This is a genomic window from Pedobacter sp. ok626 (genome assembly GCF_900100435.1).
GTDB lineage: Bacteria > Bacteroidota > Bacteroidia > Sphingobacteriales > Sphingobacteriaceae > Pedobacter.
This window is the reverse complement of record NZ_FNEX01000005.1, coordinates 49393-68955: the sequence shown is the minus strand read 5'-3', so window position 1 is coordinate 68955 and position 19563 is coordinate 49393. Positions and strand designations below refer to the sequence as shown.

The 19563-nt window shown below is 38.6% G+C and carries 12 protein-coding genes; 2 read left to right on the top strand and 10 right to left on the bottom strand.

Features of this window, described 5'->3' with window-relative positions; translation table 11 throughout:
- Window positions 1-79 precede the first annotated feature (79 nt).
- Complete coding sequence (locus BLS35_RS08590) at window positions 80-1168, bottom strand: Glu/Leu/Phe/Val family dehydrogenase (RefSeq protein ID WP_090779868.1); 1089 nt, start codon at window positions 1166-1168, stop codon at window positions 80-82.
- Window positions 1169-1280: 112 nt separating this feature from the next.
- Here BLS35_RS08590 and BLS35_RS08585 point away from each other — a divergent pair, with 112 nt between their 5' ends.
- Both BLS35_RS08585 and BLS35_RS08580 read left to right on the top strand, forming a co-directional pair.
- On the top strand, window positions 1281-3071 hold the full coding sequence (locus tag BLS35_RS08585) for an ABC transporter ATP-binding protein (RefSeq protein ID WP_090779866.1): 1791 nt from the start codon (window positions 1281-1283) through the stop codon (window positions 3069-3071).
- 68 nt (window positions 3072-3139) lie between these two features.
- On the top strand, window positions 3140-3469 hold the full coding sequence (locus BLS35_RS08580; RefSeq protein ID WP_090779864.1) for a DUF3276 family protein: 330 nt from the start codon (window positions 3140-3142) through the stop codon (window positions 3467-3469).
- 62 nt (window positions 3470-3531) lie between these two features.
- Here BLS35_RS08580 and BLS35_RS08575 read toward each other — a convergent pair whose 3' ends face one another.
- The 9 genes from BLS35_RS08575 to BLS35_RS08535 all read right to left on the bottom strand — a co-directional run bounded on the left by BLS35_RS08575 (window position 3532) and on the right by BLS35_RS08535 (window position 19342).
- A complete protein-coding gene (locus BLS35_RS08575; protein ID WP_090779862.1) occupies window positions 3532-4641 on the bottom strand; it encodes a TlpA disulfide reductase family protein in 1110 nt (369 codons plus the stop codon).
- 22 nt (window positions 4642-4663) lie between these two features.
- The gene (locus BLS35_RS08570; RefSeq protein WP_090779860.1) at window positions 4664-6058 is read right to left on the bottom strand and encodes a RagB/SusD family nutrient uptake outer membrane protein; all 1395 of its coding nucleotides are present in this window, start codon (window positions 6056-6058) and stop codon (window positions 4664-4666) included.
- Between the two features lie 9 nt (window positions 6059-6067).
- Window positions 6068-9454 carry a SusC/RagA family TonB-linked outer membrane protein gene (locus tag BLS35_RS08565; RefSeq protein ID WP_132225973.1) on the bottom strand — a complete coding sequence of 1129 codons (3387 nt, stop codon included), beginning with the start codon at window positions 9452-9454 and terminating at the stop codon, window positions 6068-6070.
- Between the two features lie 179 nt (window positions 9455-9633).
- Window positions 9634-10806 carry a FecR family protein gene (locus tag BLS35_RS08560; RefSeq protein ID WP_090779857.1) on the bottom strand — a complete coding sequence of 391 codons (1173 nt, stop codon included), beginning with the start codon at window positions 10804-10806 and terminating at the stop codon, window positions 9634-9636.
- Between the two features lie 78 nt (window positions 10807-10884).
- Window positions 10885-11478, bottom strand: a complete 594-nt coding sequence (locus tag BLS35_RS08555) for an RNA polymerase sigma factor (RefSeq protein WP_090779855.1) — start codon at window positions 11476-11478, stop codon at window positions 10885-10887.
- Window positions 11479-11780: 302 nt separating this feature from the next.
- Window positions 11781-12965 carry a thioredoxin family protein gene (locus BLS35_RS08550; RefSeq protein WP_090779853.1) on the bottom strand — a complete coding sequence of 395 codons (1185 nt, stop codon included), beginning with the start codon at window positions 12963-12965 and terminating at the stop codon, window positions 11781-11783.
- A gap of 83 nt (window positions 12966-13048) precedes the next feature.
- Window positions 13049-14239, bottom strand: a complete 1191-nt coding sequence (locus tag BLS35_RS08545; protein ID WP_090779851.1) for a thioredoxin family protein — start codon at window positions 14237-14239, stop codon at window positions 13049-13051.
- 105 nt (window positions 14240-14344) lie between these two features.
- A complete protein-coding gene (locus tag BLS35_RS08540) occupies window positions 14345-15799 on the bottom strand; it encodes a RagB/SusD family nutrient uptake outer membrane protein (protein ID WP_090779849.1) in 1455 nt (484 codons plus the stop codon).
- Window positions 15800-15811: 12 nt separating this feature from the next.
- Window positions 15812-19342: a SusC/RagA family TonB-linked outer membrane protein gene (locus BLS35_RS08535; RefSeq protein ID WP_175459583.1), complete on the bottom strand. Its 3531-nt coding sequence runs from the start codon at window positions 19340-19342 to the stop codon at window positions 15812-15814.
- Window positions 19343-19563: the final 221 nt, after the last annotated feature.

Genomic DNA, 19563 nt, shown 5'->3' with positions numbered 1-19563 from the left:
AAATATTTTGCAGAGCTTTAATTCTTAAGTGCCTTCTGTTTAACATGAATGTAAGAACGAGTGGTAAATTACCTGGTGATTAAAATGATGATTTTATTTTTTTGATATCGACTATCCTTTGTTCTGCAATACGGTTAGCTGCCCATATTGTTGGTATTTTATCTGCCTTCGACATTTTAATAACATCTCTGGTAGCATTGTAAATATTCTCTGTAAGCTGCATCGTACGTTTTTTACCAAAGCCGGTCAGTTCAGAGTAACAGCTGATCAAACCACCCGCGTTGATTAAATAATCCGGCGCAAATAGTATGCCTTTCTCCAGCAATAATTTTCCATGTACGTTTTCATCAGCAAGCTGGTTATTAGCAGATCCCGCAATAATGGCAAACTTCATTTTATTGATAGTTGTATCATTCACTGTAGCCCCTAATGCACATGGCGCATAAATATCAGCATCCAGTCCGAAGATTTTATCCGCACTGATTGGTTTTGCTTTATAAGTCCGTGCTACATGTTGTAAACGTTCTTCATTGATATCGCTAATATAAACATCAACATTTTCAGCTCTCAATAAAGCCACCAAATGTTCACCTACATTGCCTATTCCCTGTACTACTACAGAGCGCCCGGCCAGCATATCAGTTCCAAATACCTCTTTAACACAGGCTTTAATACCTAAATATACGCCTTTTGCTGTTGTTGGTGCAGGATTACCTGTTCCGCCCAATGATTCTGGCACACCTGTTACATGGCTGGTTTCCATGCGGATGTACTCCATATCTTTGGTGGTTGTCCCTAAATCTTCAGCGGTAATAAATTCGCCATTTAGGTTTTTAATAAACCTACCATAGCTACGCATCAAAGCTTCAGATTTTCCTTTATAGGAATCGCCAATGATTACGGCTTTACCACCCCCTAAATTTAAACCGGTAATAGAGGCTTTATAAGTCATTGCACTCGATAACCTTAAAACATCTTGCAATGCTTCGGCTTCGGTAGCGTAACTCCACATACGAGTTCCACCTAATGCAGGGCCTAAAGTTGTATCGTGAATGGCTATAATTGCTTTTAATCCGGTATCGGGATCGTTACAATATATTACCTTCTTGTGCCCCGATGCACTTAACTGATCTAAAACTGAATTCACAATAGAACTATTACCAGACATATAATTTCGTTTATCAGATATGTCGCAAAACTAGCATAAAAAAACATTATTTACATTGTTTTAACCAAAGAGTTTAAAAAAAATAGGTTCATTTGGATAACTTTACACCATAATGAAACACCTGCGTTTTTTAAACAAATACTTCTATAAATATAAATGGTGGATTATCCCAGGGGTTTTCTTTGTGATCATCTCCAATATTTTTGGTGTGATCCCCGCACAGGTTATCGGCCACGCCTTTAATCTCATTACCGAAAACATTCAGATCTACCGCTTGTTCGACGGATTTGATCGGGCAGCTGTAATATACGATATCTTTAGTACCAGCCTTTTCTATTTTGGAGTATTGGTATTGGTTTTGTATTTATTAAGAGGATTATTCTTGTTTTTTATGCGACAAACGATCATTTTAATGTCGAGGCATATTGAATTTGACATGAAGAATGAGATTTATGCGCATTACCAAAAACTGAGTCTTGGTTTTTACAGACGCAACAATACCGGCGATTTGATGAACCGGGCAACCGAGGATGTGAACCGGGTTAGAATGTACGTTGGTCCGGCCATTATGTATACGATCAATACTGCTGTATTATTTATGCTGGTTATTTCGGCTATGTTTTCGGTAAATGCAACACTAGCCATCTGGTGTCTACTCCCCTTGCCCGTGCTTGTGGTAATCATTTACTTTGTGAATACGCTAATCAATCAAAAGAGTGAACAGATACAAGAGCAGCTGTCTAAACTATCTAGCTTTGTCCAGGAAAGGTTCTCTGGCATCAGGGTGATTAAATCATATGTGAGAGAGGATTATACCCAAAAAATATTTGCTGCCGAAAGTCAAGGTTATAAAGACAACGCAATGGGTTTAGTTAAGGTACAGGCACTCTTTTATCCCACGATGCTTTTGTTGGTTGGCTTAAGTACCATCCTTACGATTTATATTGGTGGTATACAAGTGATCGATGGATCTATTACCCCCGGTAACATCGCAGAGTTTATCGTATATGTAAACCAGTTGACTTTCCCGGTTTCCATGTTGGGTTGGGTGACCACCCTAATTCAACGTGCTTCAGCCTCTCAAAAACGTATCAATGAGTTTTTGCAGTTAAGCCCGGATATTACATCAAAAAATACTGACACCCCAGTCCTTAATGGCAACATTAAATTTGAGCATGTCAACTTCACCTACCCTGATACGGGCATACAAGCTTTAAAAGATGTGAGTTTTGAAATTGAGCAGGGACAGTTTGTCGCGATTATTGGTCGGACAGGCTCTGGAAAATCTACGCTTGCCAATTTAATTATGCGCATGTATGATATAAATGATGGCCAAATCAGTGTAGATGGCACTAAATTAAACAATCTGAATTTAAACAATTACCGCAATCAGATTGGTTTTGTACCTCAGGAGGTCTTCCTATTCTCGGATACCATTAAAAACAATATCGCTTTCGGCTTAGACCAGGTGACGGATGAAGAAATTGATACCGCAGCCAAGAATGCTGCTGTATATCATAATATTATTGATTTTGAGCAGAAGTTTGAGACCATGCTTGGCGAGCGTGGCATTACGCTCTCTGGCGGACAGAAACAGCGGGTTTCTATTGCAAGAGCTTTAATCAAAGAGCCTCGTTTACTCATTTTCGACGATTGTCTTTCGGCGGTTGATACTCGAACAGAAGAAGAAATTTTGAGGAATCTAGGCAAAATTATGAAGGGTAAAACCAGTATTTTGATCGCCCACAGGATCTCTACAATAAAAAATGCAGATAAAATTATTGTGCTGGATCACGGCAAAATCATTGAACAGGGTAACCATTCGCAGTTATTACAACATGATGGTGCTTATGCGGAAATGTATCGAAACCAATTACTAGAGGAAGAGCAGCAAACTATTTAATTTCATTTTGAACTTTAATAATTATTAGTTTATATTTACCCGAACCAAAACCAAGATCAATACCAACCATGGGAGAATTTGACAACAAAGAGAGAGAAGAGGTTTTTTCGAAGAAAGTAAGGGCAGGTAAAAGAACTTATTTTTTCGACGTTAAAGCTACTAGATCAGGCGATTATTACCTAACCTTAACCGAAAGCAAGAAAAGACTAGAGGACGGTGTTTTTGTAAAGCATAAAATCTTTTTATATAAAGAAGACTTTGAGAAGTTTACAGAAGGATTAACCGAAACGGTTGAGTACATCAAGAACCATCAGGATGTAGTAGAAAAACGTTATGAATATTCTGAAAATCATGAAGGAGTGGGAAGCAAAAATCAGAACGACGATTTCTCATTCTAAGATATAAAGCTCTATAAAAAAGCCCTGCTGAGTAAATCAGCAGGGCTTTTTTAATGTCGTGATCATTTATCACCAAGCAATTCTTTAAGTTTATTTTCGAGATCTGCTCCTCTTAAATTTCGGGCAACAATTATACCTTCTGCGTTTACGAGATAATTTGACGGAATGCCGCGAATTCCATAATAAGTTGAAATTTCATTCTTCCAACCTTTTAAATCTGAAACCTGCGTCCAGGGCATTTTATCCTCTTCAACAGCCTTCTTCCATTTTTCAGCAGTGTCATCCAAAGAAACACCCAATACCGTAAAACCTTTACTTTCAAACTTTTGATAAGCTTTAAGCACATTGGGGTTTTCAGCCCTGCATGGTCCGCACCAGCTTGCCCAGAAATCAACAAGTACATACTTACCTTTAAATGAGGAAAAGCTAACCGGCTTACCATCCATATCATTCTGTGTAAAATCAATCATTTTCTGACCATTACCACCTCTTTTTAAAACCGACAGTGCAGTTTCAAATTCTTTACCTCGTTCCGAAGCCCTTAGTGCAGGATCAAGTGTCTGATAGAGCTTATAGATTTCGGAATAGTCAGCATTATACCCCATTCCTTTTATTTTATCTAAGCTTACATAACTATTTAAATGAGAGGCTATAAACTTCTTTGTCAGGCTTACTGAAGTTAGCTGTATCTTTTTCAGATCAGCCTCTATTCGCTTGATAGCAGCTTCATCTTTCGCAGCCTCAGCTACTCCGTACGCAGCGTAAAGCTTCGTTCTTGCTACTTCTCCCTCCTTAAGGCTTGCTTCCAATACATTCAATTCCTGTTGGGTCTTTCCCCCTTTAACAATGATGTTCTCCGGATCTGAGATTTTACCAATAATGGTAACAGGAACATTTTCAACATAAAGATCCAGGGCAAACTTTTGATCACTGTCCGAAAGATATAAACTAACAGGAGCTTTCACACTCCCTTTATAGGTAAATTTACCATCCTTAACAGCTGCAGAATCACGTTTCCCTGGTGCATAAATATACACATAAGGAGATGTCAGGTCTGTGATATTCCCATTAATGGTATATCCATTTTCCAAAGGCTTTTTTATTAATTTTCGCTGAGCAGAAGCAGATAAACTAAATCCGATCAGCCCCAGTACAATGAGATTATTTTTCATGTGTTTCTATTTAGACGATTTATTAATACCCAGGATTTTGTTCAACAACTTTGTTTGAAGCATCCACCGTAACCTGTGGAATAGGCAGGATCAACTTATTCACATCAGTTAATGTTGCTTTAATAGTTGCGCCCTCTACATCGCCATTTTTAATATAACGGACAATATCAAACCAATCCTCCCCGGATTCCGCTCCCAGTTCCAATTCCTTTTCCGTTCTGATCAAGCTGAGCAACTGCGCTTTATTTGTGGATGAAACTATACCAGCTCCCCGCTTTAAACGTAAACTATTTACCGCATCAAGCGCATCCGAAAGATTGCCACCTTCTCTACGGGCTTCAGCTTCTGCATAAATAAGGTATGCTTCAGCCAGCCTGAAGTAATACTCAGTATCGTTTCTACTACCATCCACGCCTTTCAGAAACTTGCCATCACCATGCCACTTAGTAGGATCGCCGACGGGATCTCTTGAAGTTTTACCGATAATCGTTTTTCGCACATCAGTTCTTAATAGCGTAATATATCGGTCAGATAGATTAAATCCTCCGGAAACGTAATAGTAACTCTTACCATTTTCATAATAGATGTTGTTGTTATTGGCAAAAGTAATCGCAGCCAGGATCACCTCATCTGAATTATACTTCTCGACCTGGAACATATTTAGGAAGTTAGAACTCAATTCTGCAGGTCCACCCATTACTTCTTTTGCCAGGGAAGCGGCTGCTCCATAGTCTTTTTTATAAAGAAGTACCCTTGACTTGAATGCTTTGGCAGCAAGTTTAGTAGCATAACCTTTAGCTACACCAGTTTCATAATCCGAACAATTTTTAATGGCTTCATCCAGATCAGAAAGTATCAGTTCATAGGAAACTTTAACATTAGCTCTGGCTGTAACAGGTAAATTTGACTTATCCTTAAGTTCTATACCATATTTAGAATTTATATCCCAAAACTGGCCAAATAAACGAAGAATATAGAAATGTCCCAGCGCCCTTAAAAACTTAGCCTCTGCAATGACCGAAGCTTTGCGAGGATTAGTAACTTGTAAAGCCTGTGTTTTTTCAATTACAAAATTAGCAGTCTGGATCAGCTGATACGGGCCGGCATATACATAATTGTTTAGGGTGCCATTACTCGGCTGTACATCATTATTAATAAACGAGGTATAAGTAGCGGATGTAGAAGTTAGGTTTAAGCCCATATAACCTGGTATGGCCGCACAATAGAGTGCTAATGGTTCATCTCTTAAACTGTAATATGCTCCGGCTAGCAGTTTTTCTGCAGATGGAATATCTACAACGACAGTATTTTCATCCAGCTTATGGTCTGGTTTCAGATCAGTAACATCTGTTAATTTACAAGCCTGTACAAACAAGGCTATGAAGCAATAAGCGGTATATATCAATATCTTATTCATGTTCTTAGCTTAAAATTTTAAATTCATACCAAAGGTTATAGTTCTCGCTTGAGGGTAAACACCGGTATCCCTTCCATTATCGGTGAAGGAGCCCTCACTGTTTACTTCCGGATCTAAGCCCCTGTACTTCGTCCAGGTAAATAAATTACCCATTCCGGCAAAAACCCTTAGCTGGGCAATGTGAAGCTTTGTAAGCATGCTGTTTTTAAACATATAGCTTAACTGTACATTTTTTAAACGCAGGAAGGACGCATTGTCTACAAACCTGTCACTATTTTCATCTACATTTTGTACCGGCCCATTAATTGCGTTTCTTGGCTGGTTGGTATTTGGATTTTCAGGAGTCCAACCAGTTAAAACCAATGGTGAGACATTTTGTCCATAGCCATAAAATTTATCAGGTGTTGTTTCTCTCTGCAGTTCACTCCCGACATCAAACTGGAACAAACTACTTAATTCCAGATTCTTATACCGTAACGTGTTACTCCATCCTCCATAGTATTTCGGATTTTGCGCATAACCAAGCATTTCCCTATCGGCGGTTGTGATTACCCCATCACCATTCAAATCTACATATTGCACATCTCCAGGTCCCGTTAATGCATTATGGTAAAATGCATTTGGATTCCCTGTTTTTATTCTTGCAGTTGCATTGAGTTGGTCAACCTCAGCCTGCGACTGGTAAAGACCTTTTGTCCTATATCCCCGGATTCCATTCAATGGCTCTCCTTCGGTCAACAAAAGACTACCATATAATGCTGTACCATAAGTTTTTTCAACATTGTTCTGATTGAAAGTAATGTTAAAGTCTGACGTCCAGGTAAAATCATTGGTACGAACCGGGACACCCGATACCGTGATTTCCCATCCCTGGTTACTGATATCACCTAAGTTTTTGGTCTGAAAAGTATAACCACCGGATACAGGAATCCTCGGCCCAGTAATTAATCCTTCGGTATATTTTTTATAATAAGTTACCGCGGTCGTCAGTCGTGATTTTAAGAAGCTAAGCTCCAGTGCCGCATCAGTTTGCTGTGTACTTTCCCAACGGATATCTGGATTTGGCTGCCCGTCGCCTGGGTTTGCCCTCAGGCCGTTAACTCCATTGTAAAAATACCCTGTGTTAAACAGCGTTAAAAAGCCGAAACCACCAAAAGCTGAAGTTCCCGTTTTACCTGTTGTTAATCTGATTTTAGCATCATCTACAAAAGGCAAGCTTTCCATAAATTTCTCTTTAGAGAAGCGCCATGCTACACCGATAGAAGGGAAATAGCCCCATTGATTTCCTGGCCCAAACTTGGTAGAATTATCGGCTCTTCCACTTAAGGTAAGATAATATTTCCCATCATAATTGTAATTCGCACGCATAAAGAAAGACTCCAATCCACTGCTTTCCCCGTCGCTGGCATACGAGCTGATTTGCCCTGCAGAACCAAGATTATTGAGCACGTCATCGTTAGGGAAATTTATACTAGAGACATTCATGTAATTACTTTTATTCAAAGTCCAGGAAGCACCGGCCACCGCATCTATATGGTGACGGTTGAAAGCCTTGATATAGCTTAACGTATTGTCAAAAACCCTGTTTGTGTATTGAAAGGATTTATCGTTACGGCTCCCTTTCTGATCATAAAAAAACTCTGAAAGCATCCAGCTCGGTGAATAGGTAAATCCAGTATTGTTATTGATATCATATGCAATTGACGATCTTAATTTTAAACCATCTACGATTTCCAGTTCAGCAAAAACAGAGGCTAGAAAACGATTACTTTGCGCGATATCGGTTCCTTTTCTAGAGGCAACCGGATTATCATTACCTCCATCATTTGCATAAGTGCCATCGGGATTAAACACTGGTAAATCCGGACGGTAAGTTGGTGCTAAATAATTAGCATACAAGGACGATGAAGTACCAGTCTGCTTAATAAAGCTATAGTTCAAATTGGTTCCAATTTTAAAAGCATTAAAGATTTTGGACTCTACATTTGCACGGATTGAATAACGTTTAAAGCCTGTATTAATCAGGATTCCTTTTTGATCTGTCAAACCAGATGAAAACCCATAATTAGTAGCTCCGTCTTTAGATGCGCCGAGCAAACTTAAATTTAAATTGTGCGTTACGCCAGTTTGGATTACCGCTCTTTGCCAATCAGTATCAGCCATTCCTGGAAAAGTATCGTCATCAATAGTTTGTCCTGCGGCAGCATAAGTTTCCTGCATAAATTTTACATATTCCGGCCCAGACAGCACATCATAAAACTTATTCTGTTTATCCAGGGCAACATCATAATTTAAACTGAATACTGGTTTTTCTCCTGCCCTCCCTTTTTTAGTTGTAATAATAATCACGCCATTTGCAGCCCTCGAACCATATATTGCTGTCGCTGTTGCGTCTTTAAGCACCTCAACATTTTCTATATCGTTCATATCTATACCGGCAAGCGGATCAAGGAGTCCATAAGCAGGTGCAGAGCGCAAAGCATCCGCTCCTCCGCCATTGTACAGTTGAACAGGGATTCCGTCGATTACAAACAAGGGATCATTTACACCTAAGACCGTAGACATCCCCCTGACACGTATAGAAGCTCCACCACCCGGGGCTCCATTCGGTCTGCTGACCTGAACACCTGCAGCCCTGCCCACCAATGCTTGGGTGAAGTTAGTCGCTGGTTGTTTACGCATGTCATCGGCACTTACAGTCGCTACGGATCCCACCAGATCTTTTCTTTTTGTAGTTCCATAACCAACAACCACTACGTCGTTCAGGTCTTCTGTTTCCTCAATAAGGCTTACATTAATTACACTTCGACCGTTAATGTTGACATCTTTGGATTTGTATCCCAAGTAAGAAACAACTAATATCGATTTACTATCTACGCCGACCAATTGGTATTGACCGCTAGCATTCGTAATCGTTGCCCTTCCACCATTTTTAACCATTACAGTTGCACCTGGCAGCGCTTTTCCGTACTCGTCTGTGATCCGGCCTTTGACATCTATTATATCAAAGTAGCTAATCAGCTTATCAACCATAGTCATTTCCCGTTCGCTAATGACTATCGTATGGTTCTCAATCGTATAGGTTAAGTCTTGACCATCCAAACACCTTTCCATTACTTTCGGTAAACTGGTATATTTAAACACCACATCTAACCTCTTATTTGTTAAACTATTGGAAGACCAGAATACGGTATAGCCTGTTTGCTTTTTTATCTCCTTAAAAATCTCTTCCAGAGATGCATTTTTTTGGGTATAGCTCAATTTTTGGGCAAAAGTTGAGGCACTTACCTGCATAAATGTGGTGAGTAATATAACGGTAGTCAGCTTCATCGTCAGCAATATTTTTGGGGCATGGCGATTTCGCCAACCTAAAATTTTAGTATATATTTTATACATTTGGTTGTCTGTTAAATTCCTTAAATCGTTGTTTGTCGCACGTTTTAGGTTATCAGATATTTCAGGGGCGTCTTCAGCGCTCCTGTTCTTTACCTGACAAACCAATTTTTGGGAATTACTATGCGCTGCTAATGGTCTGTTTCATGGTTTAATTGGTTTTAAGTTGATATGTAAATTGTTTATTTGCGATCTGCGATAATATTTTTGCCTTCTATTGTAAACTTTACTTTACCAGTAAGCTCAAGCATCTTTAACACTTCAGAAACATTAGTAAAACGAGTAATGGTACCGCTAAATGGTATCAATTTAATCTGTTCATTTTTGTAAACTATGTCTACATTATACCATCTAGACACTTTTCTCATCACCTCATCCAGGTATTCACGGTTAAAAGTAAAATAGCCGCTCTTCCAGGAAATCGCTTCTTCAGGATCTTTAAGCTCTTGTATCCTAACTCCAGATGAAGTAAAAATGAATTGCATACCTGGTTTTAAAATAGAAGGTGATGCTTGATGCAAGGTTTTTGCATTTATAACCGAAACCTTTACACTCCCCTCCAATAGGGTAGTTTTTGTACTGGCTTCATCGGGGTAACTATTGATATTAAAATGCGTTCCTAATACTTCCACTTCCTGCCCTCTAGTTACCACAATAAAGGGCATCTTTTTATCCTTTTCCACCTCAAAATAGGCCTCCCCAGTCAACTCAACTTTCCGATATTTTGATTTCGTAAAAGTTGAAGGAAACTTAATAGTTGAGGTTGCATTTAGCCATACTTTAGTCCCATCGGACAGGCGTATCTCATAGGTCCCCCCATTTGGTGTGGTTATCGTTAATAGCGAAGTGGGCTTGCTCTCTTTAATTTCTGTACCATCATTATAGCTTAATCTAGCAGCATCTATCACAACACCAGTTTTAGTATCGCTAAGATTGATATGCTTACCATTCGACAAAATTAAAGTAGCTTGATTGTGGCCAGGTGATATATTATTGTTATTCACCATTTGCGATTGAACATTGATCATTCGCTGATGTGCTACAAAGAACCAGATTCCTGTGCTAAGCGCAATAGCTACCGAAGCCGCTATGGCGATCTTTGGCCATAACTTAACTTTAGGTACTTTATTAAATCCTTTATTGCTAGTTAATTTATAATATAGGACATCCATCTCTTCAGGGCTATGCGCTCTGTCAATGCTTTCTGACATCCAAGCCTTATCCATTGCTAAAAAGACTTCATCAGCCTCTTTATCGCTTTTAAAATGGGCCATCAGCTCAACATAGTCATCTTTACTAATGGTACCATCAGTAAATTGTTTAATTAAAGCATTTAAATGTTCCTGGTTTACCATAGGATTCGTTATCAACTCAATTGGGTTGATATAGGGTATTACACGGTAAAATCAAATCAAGACTAGTTGGAATGAAATTTATTTTAGCAGCACAACCGAAAGGAGTAAAAAGTAGGCAGCATCCGACTCGTTAAAACGAGTACGTAAGGTTTTTAAAGCGGCTACAAGATGGTTTTTAACCGTATTTCTGGATAAATTTAATAGCTCTGCAATCTCATCATAGTTAAGTCCTTCATAACGACTCATCCTAAAAACCAGCTGTTGCTGTGCTGGTAAATGGATCACTGCACTTTCCGTAAATTGCATCAGATCGTTCAACAAAACCAATTCTTCTGTTTCATTACTCAATCTTTCTATATTAAACCAGAGCTCATCCATTGCTTTTTGCGAGGTAGCAATATCTCTCAATGCATTTAATGCCAATCGCCGTGTTATGGTGTATAAATAGGGTAAAATAGTCCGCTCTTCATCTATCCGATTTCTATTTGTCCAAACATTTAGCAGGGCATCATTCACAATTTCTTCTGCATGTTGCTTGTTTTTCAAAAAGCGAAAGCAAAACGCATAGAGCTTGTGAAAATGCAAATCAAACACTTTTCTGAACGCAAGCTCATCCCCTGCTTTTAAAGCAATGATGATCTTTCTCTCCTCAGTTTCTGTGTATCCCGGCATCTATTTTTGGACTCCTAAGGCGCTAAGTTAAAAATCCATTCTATAATTCTCACATGAATAACAAATCAGCCAAAATACCCTTCAACATTCTACACAATTAAACCTTGATTTAACTTAATTGAAAGTTAAATTTCAATTAATGCTGTTCATTTTTTGTTAATTGAAATATTCCTATGAAGTTTACAATTGAACATGATGCAGGAAAATCTAACCACAATTACAACCCAGCCACCAAAATCAACTCGTAAAAAAGTCCCCAGAAAGGACGATTTATACAATTCTGGAAAAATTCACTTCGTTATTTACAAAGCTTCTAGCTCGCCTACCAACTGTTTTGCTCGGTTCTGAACTTTAGAACCTAAAGTATCAGCAAGCTGATACGCTTTCTTTGCAGCTTTTAATCCTTCTTCTTTATTTTTCATATATAGACATATATAACCAAAAGAGGAAATGACACCATATTCTTCGGGTGCAATTTCGACAGCCCGTTTACCTAGTACATAAGCCTGCTCCAAAAAAGCTGGTGTAGGTCCACCATTAAATCCAGCTCTCCAAGCCATAGCGCTCAGCTTCTCTCCGTCATTTTTCAACTCATTATTTAAAGCTGCGTTAGTAACCTTCAAATAATCATCAAGTCTTTTATGCTCCAGATAATAATCTGCTTCCAACATAATACTTTGTTTTTTACGGTCAGCCTTATCTGATCTTTTAAAAAAGGCTAATTTATCCATAAAAGCTTGTTCGTTATTTTCTTTGATCATGCTATAAAGCGTATTGGTGATTAAGCGCCCCTTTAACTCTTCCCGCTCCTCTTGCTTACTCCAGCTGTTATATGCATTCTGGTTAGCCATGAAATGTGCACCTAATTTGTCACTTTCATTTCTGGCCAGGGCCTTGATTGCTTTCCAACCAAATTCTGTATTTAACTGCTGGACAGAGATCTCGCCAACAATGTCTTTACCAATTTTATCAGCATTTGTTCTATCAGACTTTCTCAAAACCAGATAGTAATCCAATAAAAAAGGAAGATCACGTGCACCAGCATTGTATTTCTCAGTCAGGGAAACAAGACCACTCTTTGGGTTAATCGCTCTTTTCCCCTCTTCCAAAAACTCTTCTGCAGACATCCTGGAACCTGTTCTATGCACAACCTCGCCTTTATTGTTTACAAACAGAAAGCTTGGATAAAAATGAATTTCATACTTTTTGCGCAACTCAACACCTTCACCTTTTTCCATATCAATTTTAGCATTGATAAAGTTATCATTGAAAAAAGTAGCTACAGCTGGTTCAACGAACACGTTTTTATCCATCCACTTACATGGCCCACACCAGGAGGTATAACAATCCACAAATATCAGTTTACCTGTTGCTGCTGCCTTTTCGGTGGTTTCCTTCCAGGTCGTGGTTTGATTGAATTTTATTTCATTTTGCGCATTTACTTTAAATGCTGCAAGCACAATGATTAAGGCAAAAATTTTCTTCATTTCTTTCTATCGTATATAAAACAGGCTGTACCAATAATCATGATACAGCCTGTTTCTCTTTAAACTTTGAATTATTTTACAGCTTAAAGCGCCTCAACTTTATCCAACAATTGTTGCGCAAGCTTCTGAATTTTAGAAGTCTCGGCATCTGCCAGCAGTCTTGCCTTTTTTGCGGCTGCTAATGCTTCCGGTTTGTTTTTCATAGCTAAACACACCAATGCAAAGGTCGACTGAACACTGTATTCCTCAGGATCGAGTGCTACAGCACGCTTAGCCATCAAGTAGGCCTGTTGTAAAATAGCCGGAGCTACAACTTCGTCACCTCTTTTGGAACCTGATCCTCTTCTGGCAAGAAAGCTCAGCTTTTCGGCATCATCCTTCAACTCATTTTTCAAGGCCGCAGTGGTCAGCTTTACGTAATCAGCCGTTCTCCCATTTTCCAGATAGTAATCAGCTTCCAACATCACACCTTGTTTTTTACGGTCAATTTTGTCTGATTTTTTAAAATAAGCCAGCTTTTCCATAAAAGCCTGTTCGTTACTACCTCTCATTAAACCATACATGGTACTCGTTACCAGACGGTCCCTTACCTTGTCTAATTCAGCCTGAGTACCCCATTTCTTAAACGCAGTTTCATGGGCAATAAAATAGGCGCCAAGTTTGTCCTTTTCAGTTCTTGCCAATGCCTTAATCATTTTCCAGCCCAATTCAGTGTTTAATTCTGCTTCGGTAACTTTACTAACAATCTCATCACTTATTTTTCCTGCAGTATTGCGGTCAGACCGCTCTACACCCAGATAGTAATCCAATAAAAAAGGCAGATCTCTGGCACCCTTATCGTATTTTTCTTTTAATGCGGCAAGGTTTCTGTTCGGATCATTTGCTCTTTTTGCTTCAGCAAGAAATGCTTCTGCCTCCATTTTCGAAGCAGTCCGGTGTATCAAATCACCTGCTGTATTGACAAACAAATAGGTAGGAAAAGATTGTACGTTATATTTTTTACGCATCTCAATGCCTTCACCTTTTTCCATGTCGACCTTTAAATTCACAAAGTTGTCATTGTAGTATTTATAGACAGCTGGCTGGATGAATACATTTTTCTCCATCCATTTACACGGGGCACACCATGAGGTGTAACAATCAATGAAAATAAGTTTCTTTGATTGAATTGCTTTTTCTTTTGCTTCAGTCCATGAGCTATTAAAATGGATTTCTTCCTGTGCATGTACACTTATAGCGACAAATAGGAAAAGGAAGGTGAATATGTTTTTCATCGGTATAAATTTCTTTTTAATAGTAATGAAGTTATCATGTGCTACCTAAATTCATTCATTTCAGTAGCACATGAGGGTTTCATAATAATCAGTTAATCTTAAAAATTAACGTTGATATTGAGGTATAGTAGGGTTAAAATCAAGCACTTTTTGTGGTACAGGCAAAATGTACCTATTATCATTTGCAGGTAACAGGTAAGACTGAGTTCCAACTTGATGCGTTACCGTTTTTGCAAAGCCACTCTCCATATTTAAGCGCTTTAAATCTATTAAACGAGTAATACCTAAATAGGGCATTTCTCTTCTACGTTCATCTAGTGTCAGTCTTAAAGCGATATCATTAGTACCTGCCGATAAATCTGTGTTATTGATAATCCTAGATTTACGTAAAGTGTTCAGGTAGCCCACAGCTCTGTTCTTATCTCCAATTCTGGCTTCACATTCTGCCGCGATTAAATAAAGTTCAGGGGTACTAAAACCAAGGTTGGGTTGTATGTAGGGTGCCCACAAGAATCTTCCTGGAAATAGCACAGGTGCTGAACCAAAATTGGATTGTCCATCACAAAAGAAGAGCGCCAGGCGTTGATCTGTTGCCCCTGCAGGAAGATTGGTCCTATAGGTATTGATTAAATCGTCGCTTGCATATAGTTTTGCATCTAAACTAGATAAGCTGGCTGAACCTGGAACACGTGCCCAAATACTCTCGGTACTCTTATATCCATCAGGGAAGGTTACTAATACATTCGCCTTAGTAACTACTCTACCAAAAGTAGTTCCGTTCTTTGTGGTGTAGAGGCTATAATCGATCAAGGCACTATTTATTTTAAGTGCTTCATTCGCATTTTTTAAAGCTTCAGCATAATTACCCATGTACAGGTACATCTTGCTCAAAAAGGCAAAACCTACGCTTTTACCAGGGTGAAAAATGTTAGGTACTGTAGCCGCTAAATTTGGCAAAGCTTCATCAAGATCCTTTTTAACCTGTGCATATACTTCTGCTACTGTATGTCTTGTATAAGGTGCATTGATATCTTCTGTTAAAATAATCGGAACCCCCAAATCACTCGCCGCTGTAGATGGATTATAATGTTTCGAATAACCATTAACTAGCATTAAATATTCAAAAGCACGACCTATCTGAGCTTCCGCCTTCATTTGTTTTCTACTGATATCCGATCCATCAGACACCTTCTCTATGTTATTCACTACCGTGTTGTAAACATAAATATGTGCATAAGCAGTTTCCCAAAAAGGATCGGCTGCTGCTGGATCAAAAATTGCCCCGCCTTTAAATTCATATAAGTTACGCAGTTCTAATCCCATCAGCGGATACTCTGTTGCCCTGTTCGGATCATTAGTTTCACCAGCACGGAGGTTATCCGTTAAAAAATTAGCATAAGGCGAGGAACTCCCAGCCAATGACTGATTGTTTAGTAATTTCTGATAATCATCAAAGGTTGATGGAATGGTATACCCTTTGGGTTTAACATCCAAGTATTTTTTACATCCTGAAGCAGCAATGCTTGTCAATGCGACGAATAATATAAATATTTTTTTCATGATGAGGTTCAATTAAAAATTAGCAGAAAGACCGACGGTATAAGAAGCAGGATATAACGTACCTCTGGTAGGAGATATAGATTTTGTACCGTTCCAAACCTCTGTATCCAGGTTATTTTTATTGGCAGCCCATCTCCATGCGTTTTGTACTTGCAAACTTAAGCGCATCCTTTGCAAATAGCTTTTCTTCATCCAGTTACCTTTAAAATTGTAACTCAGCGTGATGTCTCTGAGTTTAATGTAATCAGCCTTTTGAATGTTTTGATCACTAGCTTCCCATATATTGGTTACTGCACCACCTAAAGCAGTACTAAAAGCAGGAGCCATCCCCGGAATCAATTCATCCCCAGGTTTTTTCCAATAAGTTAAAGCAGACCTTTCCATGTTAGAGGTATAGTTTAACTCCGCAAGTTTAGTTAAGTACGGTGCAGTTACATCACGCATTACATTTCCACCATAGTAGATAAACATAAAAAACAAATCAAAACCTTTATAGCGTAAAGTATTTTGTAATGAAGCCGAATATGGAGGGATCGTCGTGCCATTATAAACCAGATCGTTTACAGTCAGTTTATCTGTTGAAAAAACTTCTGTTCCATTGGCGGTAAGCGCTTTAGGGGCTCCCTTACTGTCCAAACCACCATACCTTACACTATATAAAGCACCCATTGGTACACCCACCCTATTCTGAATATCACTCAAATAAAAGCCAACTGTATTGGAAGTGTTTTCAAGTTTAGTCAACCTGTTTCTATTATAATTGAAATTCAATCCTGTTGACCAGCTAAAATCAGTGTTTGTTATGATATTACCTGTTAAAGCAACATCTACTCCACGATTTGCCATGCTGCCATAATTCTGCACCAATGAATTCCATCCCAATGTAGGATCCGATTTCAAATCACCCAACAAATCGTTCGTTGCTTTATTATACACATCTACCGAACCATATAAACGTCTGTCAAGAACGCTAAAATCCAAACCGAAATTAGTTACATTGGTTCGTTCCCAGCGTAAACCGTTGTTAGGTGGGCTTGAAATGTTATCCTGTGATTCCCCTGTAAGACCATTATTACCGTTAGTCACAGAAATCATATACGGACCACCTCTTTTAGGTACATTTCCGCTCACACCATAAGTAGCACGCACCGCAACACGATCCAACCAGTTCATTTTGTTTTCGGCAATTACATAGAGTAATCCAGCCGACCAAAAGGGTTTGAACTGATATTTTGGATCCGTTCCAAAAAGGTTAGACTGATCCACTCTGATACTACCCGAAACTGTAATTTTATTATCATAGGTATAAGAGCCATTTCCGTAAAGAGATACATAACGATCATCTGTACTTACAAAACCTCTTTCAGCCCTGCTATCTCCTTTCGGGAAGTTAAACTGATCAAATAGAGCTTGTGTGTTTTGAACTGCAGAACTTAAAAGTTGTTCATCGATTGGCTTATAATTCAAACTGAAATCGTCGTATCCATATTTATAAATATTAGTAGAGGTGCCTAGAATTTTTCTTTTTTCAGCTCCTATAATTGCATCAACACGATGTTTCGATTTGAACTCTTTATTGTAATTCAGTTGTGCCCTAAGTGTATAGGAATTCTGGTCACCTCTTTGTTCATTCATCTGTCCACCAACAGGGATCATCTTGGTCTGCTTTGCGTCTTTTACCGTCGCGTCATTGATCATGGTTTTAACCCTATAAGCATCTTTACTGTAATATTCCTTATTGTAGAGCTCTGTTCTTTCACTTTGGTAGAGTAAATCTAAATTTAACCCATCCATCAGTTTTAAATTAGCAGAAACATTAAGGTTTAAGTATTTACTAGTATTGGTCAGGTGGCTTTTATCAAGATCAGTAATTGGATTATAATTTTCATCCTGAAGTCCCAATGATTTTAAGCGATCTATTTCAAACTGCGATTTCGAGTTCAGCCAGTTTGTCGCCAAGCTACCATCGGCATTCCTAAGCATATAATAAGAAGCCTTACCCGCATTAAAAATACCCATTCCAGGGGCATAAATAGTTGTACCTGTTAAAGGAGCAGCAGAAGTACCATTATCGTAATCATTTCTAGTGTTGCTACCTAATACCCCAATACTTACTGTTGCCCATTTTGTGAAATTAAAACTATTTTTTAAGTTAAAACCAATCCTATTGTTGGTTTGCGCGCGTTCAATAGGTGCATTAGCCAAATAGTTTCCAGAAAGATTATATTTATAAAAATCTGACCCACCTGAAAATGAAAGATTGTGCTGTTGGGTAACTGACGTTTTACGTAAAAATTCATCAACTACCTGATCGTACCTGTCCCTATTGCGAAGCACATCCAATTGTTTTTGCAACTCAGACTCAGTAATAACACCTTGCCTTGCGTCATAAAACAAACGATAAGTTTCTACCATTGATTTACGGGGATCTATAGATGCGTAGGAACCAGAACGATAGTTAAACATATCTCTTTGAAAATCAACCAGCTCAGCACTGCTCATTTTATTAGCATAAGCTCTATCCGGCAACCCTATAAATCTTGCTGTTGCATTATAAGCAATGTTTAGCTTACCCTTACTACCGCTTCTTGTGGTGATTACAATTACACCGTTGGCTGAACGAGTTCCATAAATAGAAGCTGCTGCCGCATCTTTCAATACAGTAACAGACTCTACATCACTAGGATTAATTGCCTGTATATCCCCTTCAAAAGGTGCTCCATCAACAACATACAAAGGCATCATCGAATTTTCGGTTAATGTTGATACTCCCCTGATCTGGATATTAGGTTTATCATTACGGCCACTTTTAAAGGATGTTAAACCGGCAACCATACCTTCCATCCTCTCAATAATATTAGTTTGAAGTTTTCCCGCCATAGCTTTATCAGTCACTACAGCATAAGAACCCGCAGCACGTGTAACAGGTATTTTTTGATAACCAGTCGAAACCACAGCTACTTCGCCTAGTTCTGCAGGATTAACATCTAAACTAATAATCAGTGGGTTTGCTTTGCTTGCCTGAATCTCCTTTGTGGTATAACCAAGAAATGAGATCACCAATATGGCCTTGTCGTCTATCCCTTTCAATTCAAATTCACCACGTTCATTGGTTAATACTGTCCTTGTGGTATTTTTTACACGAATGGTCGCACCTGGAAGTGGTCTACCATCTTCATCCAATATTTTACCTCTTAAATCTATCGCACTAAAGTAATTTGCTACTTTATCCAACAGACCAACTTCTTTCTTTTTAAGGAGTACAGTTTTCTCAATAATCTTGAAACTAAGATTCTGGTTCTCAAAACAAGCCCTTAATGCTTCTTCCAAAGTTGCTTTCTCTAAATTAACAGACACAGGCTTTGCATTCTTAAGGAGTCCGCTATTGTATAAAAAAGTATAATTGGTTTGATTGCGTATTGTTTTAAGCACTTCATTGAGACTTGCGTCTCTTTTATGCAATGTTACGAGCTGACCAAAGCTGCTGGCTGCGGCTTGCATCAGCGACATGGTCATTAGAATTGCAATTAAATTAATTCGCATAATAATCTGTCTTCTGGTTGCGGGTTTTATAAGCGAAATGCTCTTATAAACGTCCCGAATTGATCTAAAGTATGGCGTAAGCCGAGGCTTGCCCATACCACATGAAGTATTAATAAAATACATACATTTGTAAGGTTAGGTTGATAATAGTGAGATATGCTACATGTTTTTCATCCAGATTTTAATCAGGATAAATTGAAAAATGGTTAACCGAACGGTGA

Excerpts from the sequence above, each read along its gene's own strand:
- BLS35_RS08590 (WP_090779868.1), bottom strand. The coding sequence starts at position 1,168 with ATGTCTGGTAATAGTTCTATTGTGAATTCAGTTTTAGATCAGTTAAGT.
- BLS35_RS08570 (WP_090779860.1), bottom strand. The coding sequence starts at position 6,058 with ATGAATAAGATATTGATATATACCGCTTATTGCTTCATAGCCTTGTTT.
- BLS35_RS08535 (WP_175459583.1), bottom strand. The coding sequence starts at position 19,342 with ATGCGAATTAATTTAATTGCAATTCTAATGACCATGTCGCTGATGCAA.
- BLS35_RS08545 (WP_090779851.1), bottom strand. The coding sequence starts at position 14,239 with ATGAAAAACATATTCACCTTCCTTTTCCTATTTGTCGCTATAAGTGTA.
- BLS35_RS08575 (WP_090779862.1), bottom strand. The coding sequence starts at position 4,641 with ATGAAAAATAATCTCATTGTACTGGGGCTGATCGGATTTAGTTTATCT.
- BLS35_RS08565 (WP_132225973.1), bottom strand. The coding sequence starts at position 9,454 with ATGTATAAAATATATACTAAAATTTTAGGTTGGCGAAATCGCCATGCC.
- BLS35_RS08555 (WP_090779855.1), bottom strand. The coding sequence starts at position 11,478 with ATGCCGGGATACACAGAAACTGAGGAGAGAAAGATCATCATTGCTTTA.
- BLS35_RS08580 (WP_090779864.1), top strand. The coding sequence starts at position 3,140 with ATGGGAGAATTTGACAACAAAGAGAGAGAAGAGGTTTTTTCGAAGAAA.
- BLS35_RS08550 (WP_090779853.1), bottom strand. The coding sequence starts at position 12,965 with ATGAAGAAAATTTTTGCCTTAATCATTGTGCTTGCAGCATTTAAAGTA.
- BLS35_RS08585 (WP_090779866.1), top strand. The coding sequence starts at position 1,281 with ATGAAACACCTGCGTTTTTTAAACAAATACTTCTATAAATATAAATGG.
- BLS35_RS08560 (WP_090779857.1), bottom strand. The coding sequence starts at position 10,806 with ATGGTAAACCAGGAACATTTAAATGCTTTAATTAAACAATTTACTGAT.
- BLS35_RS08540 (WP_090779849.1), bottom strand. The coding sequence starts at position 15,799 with ATGAAAAAAATATTTATATTATTCGTCGCATTGACAAGCATTGCTGCT.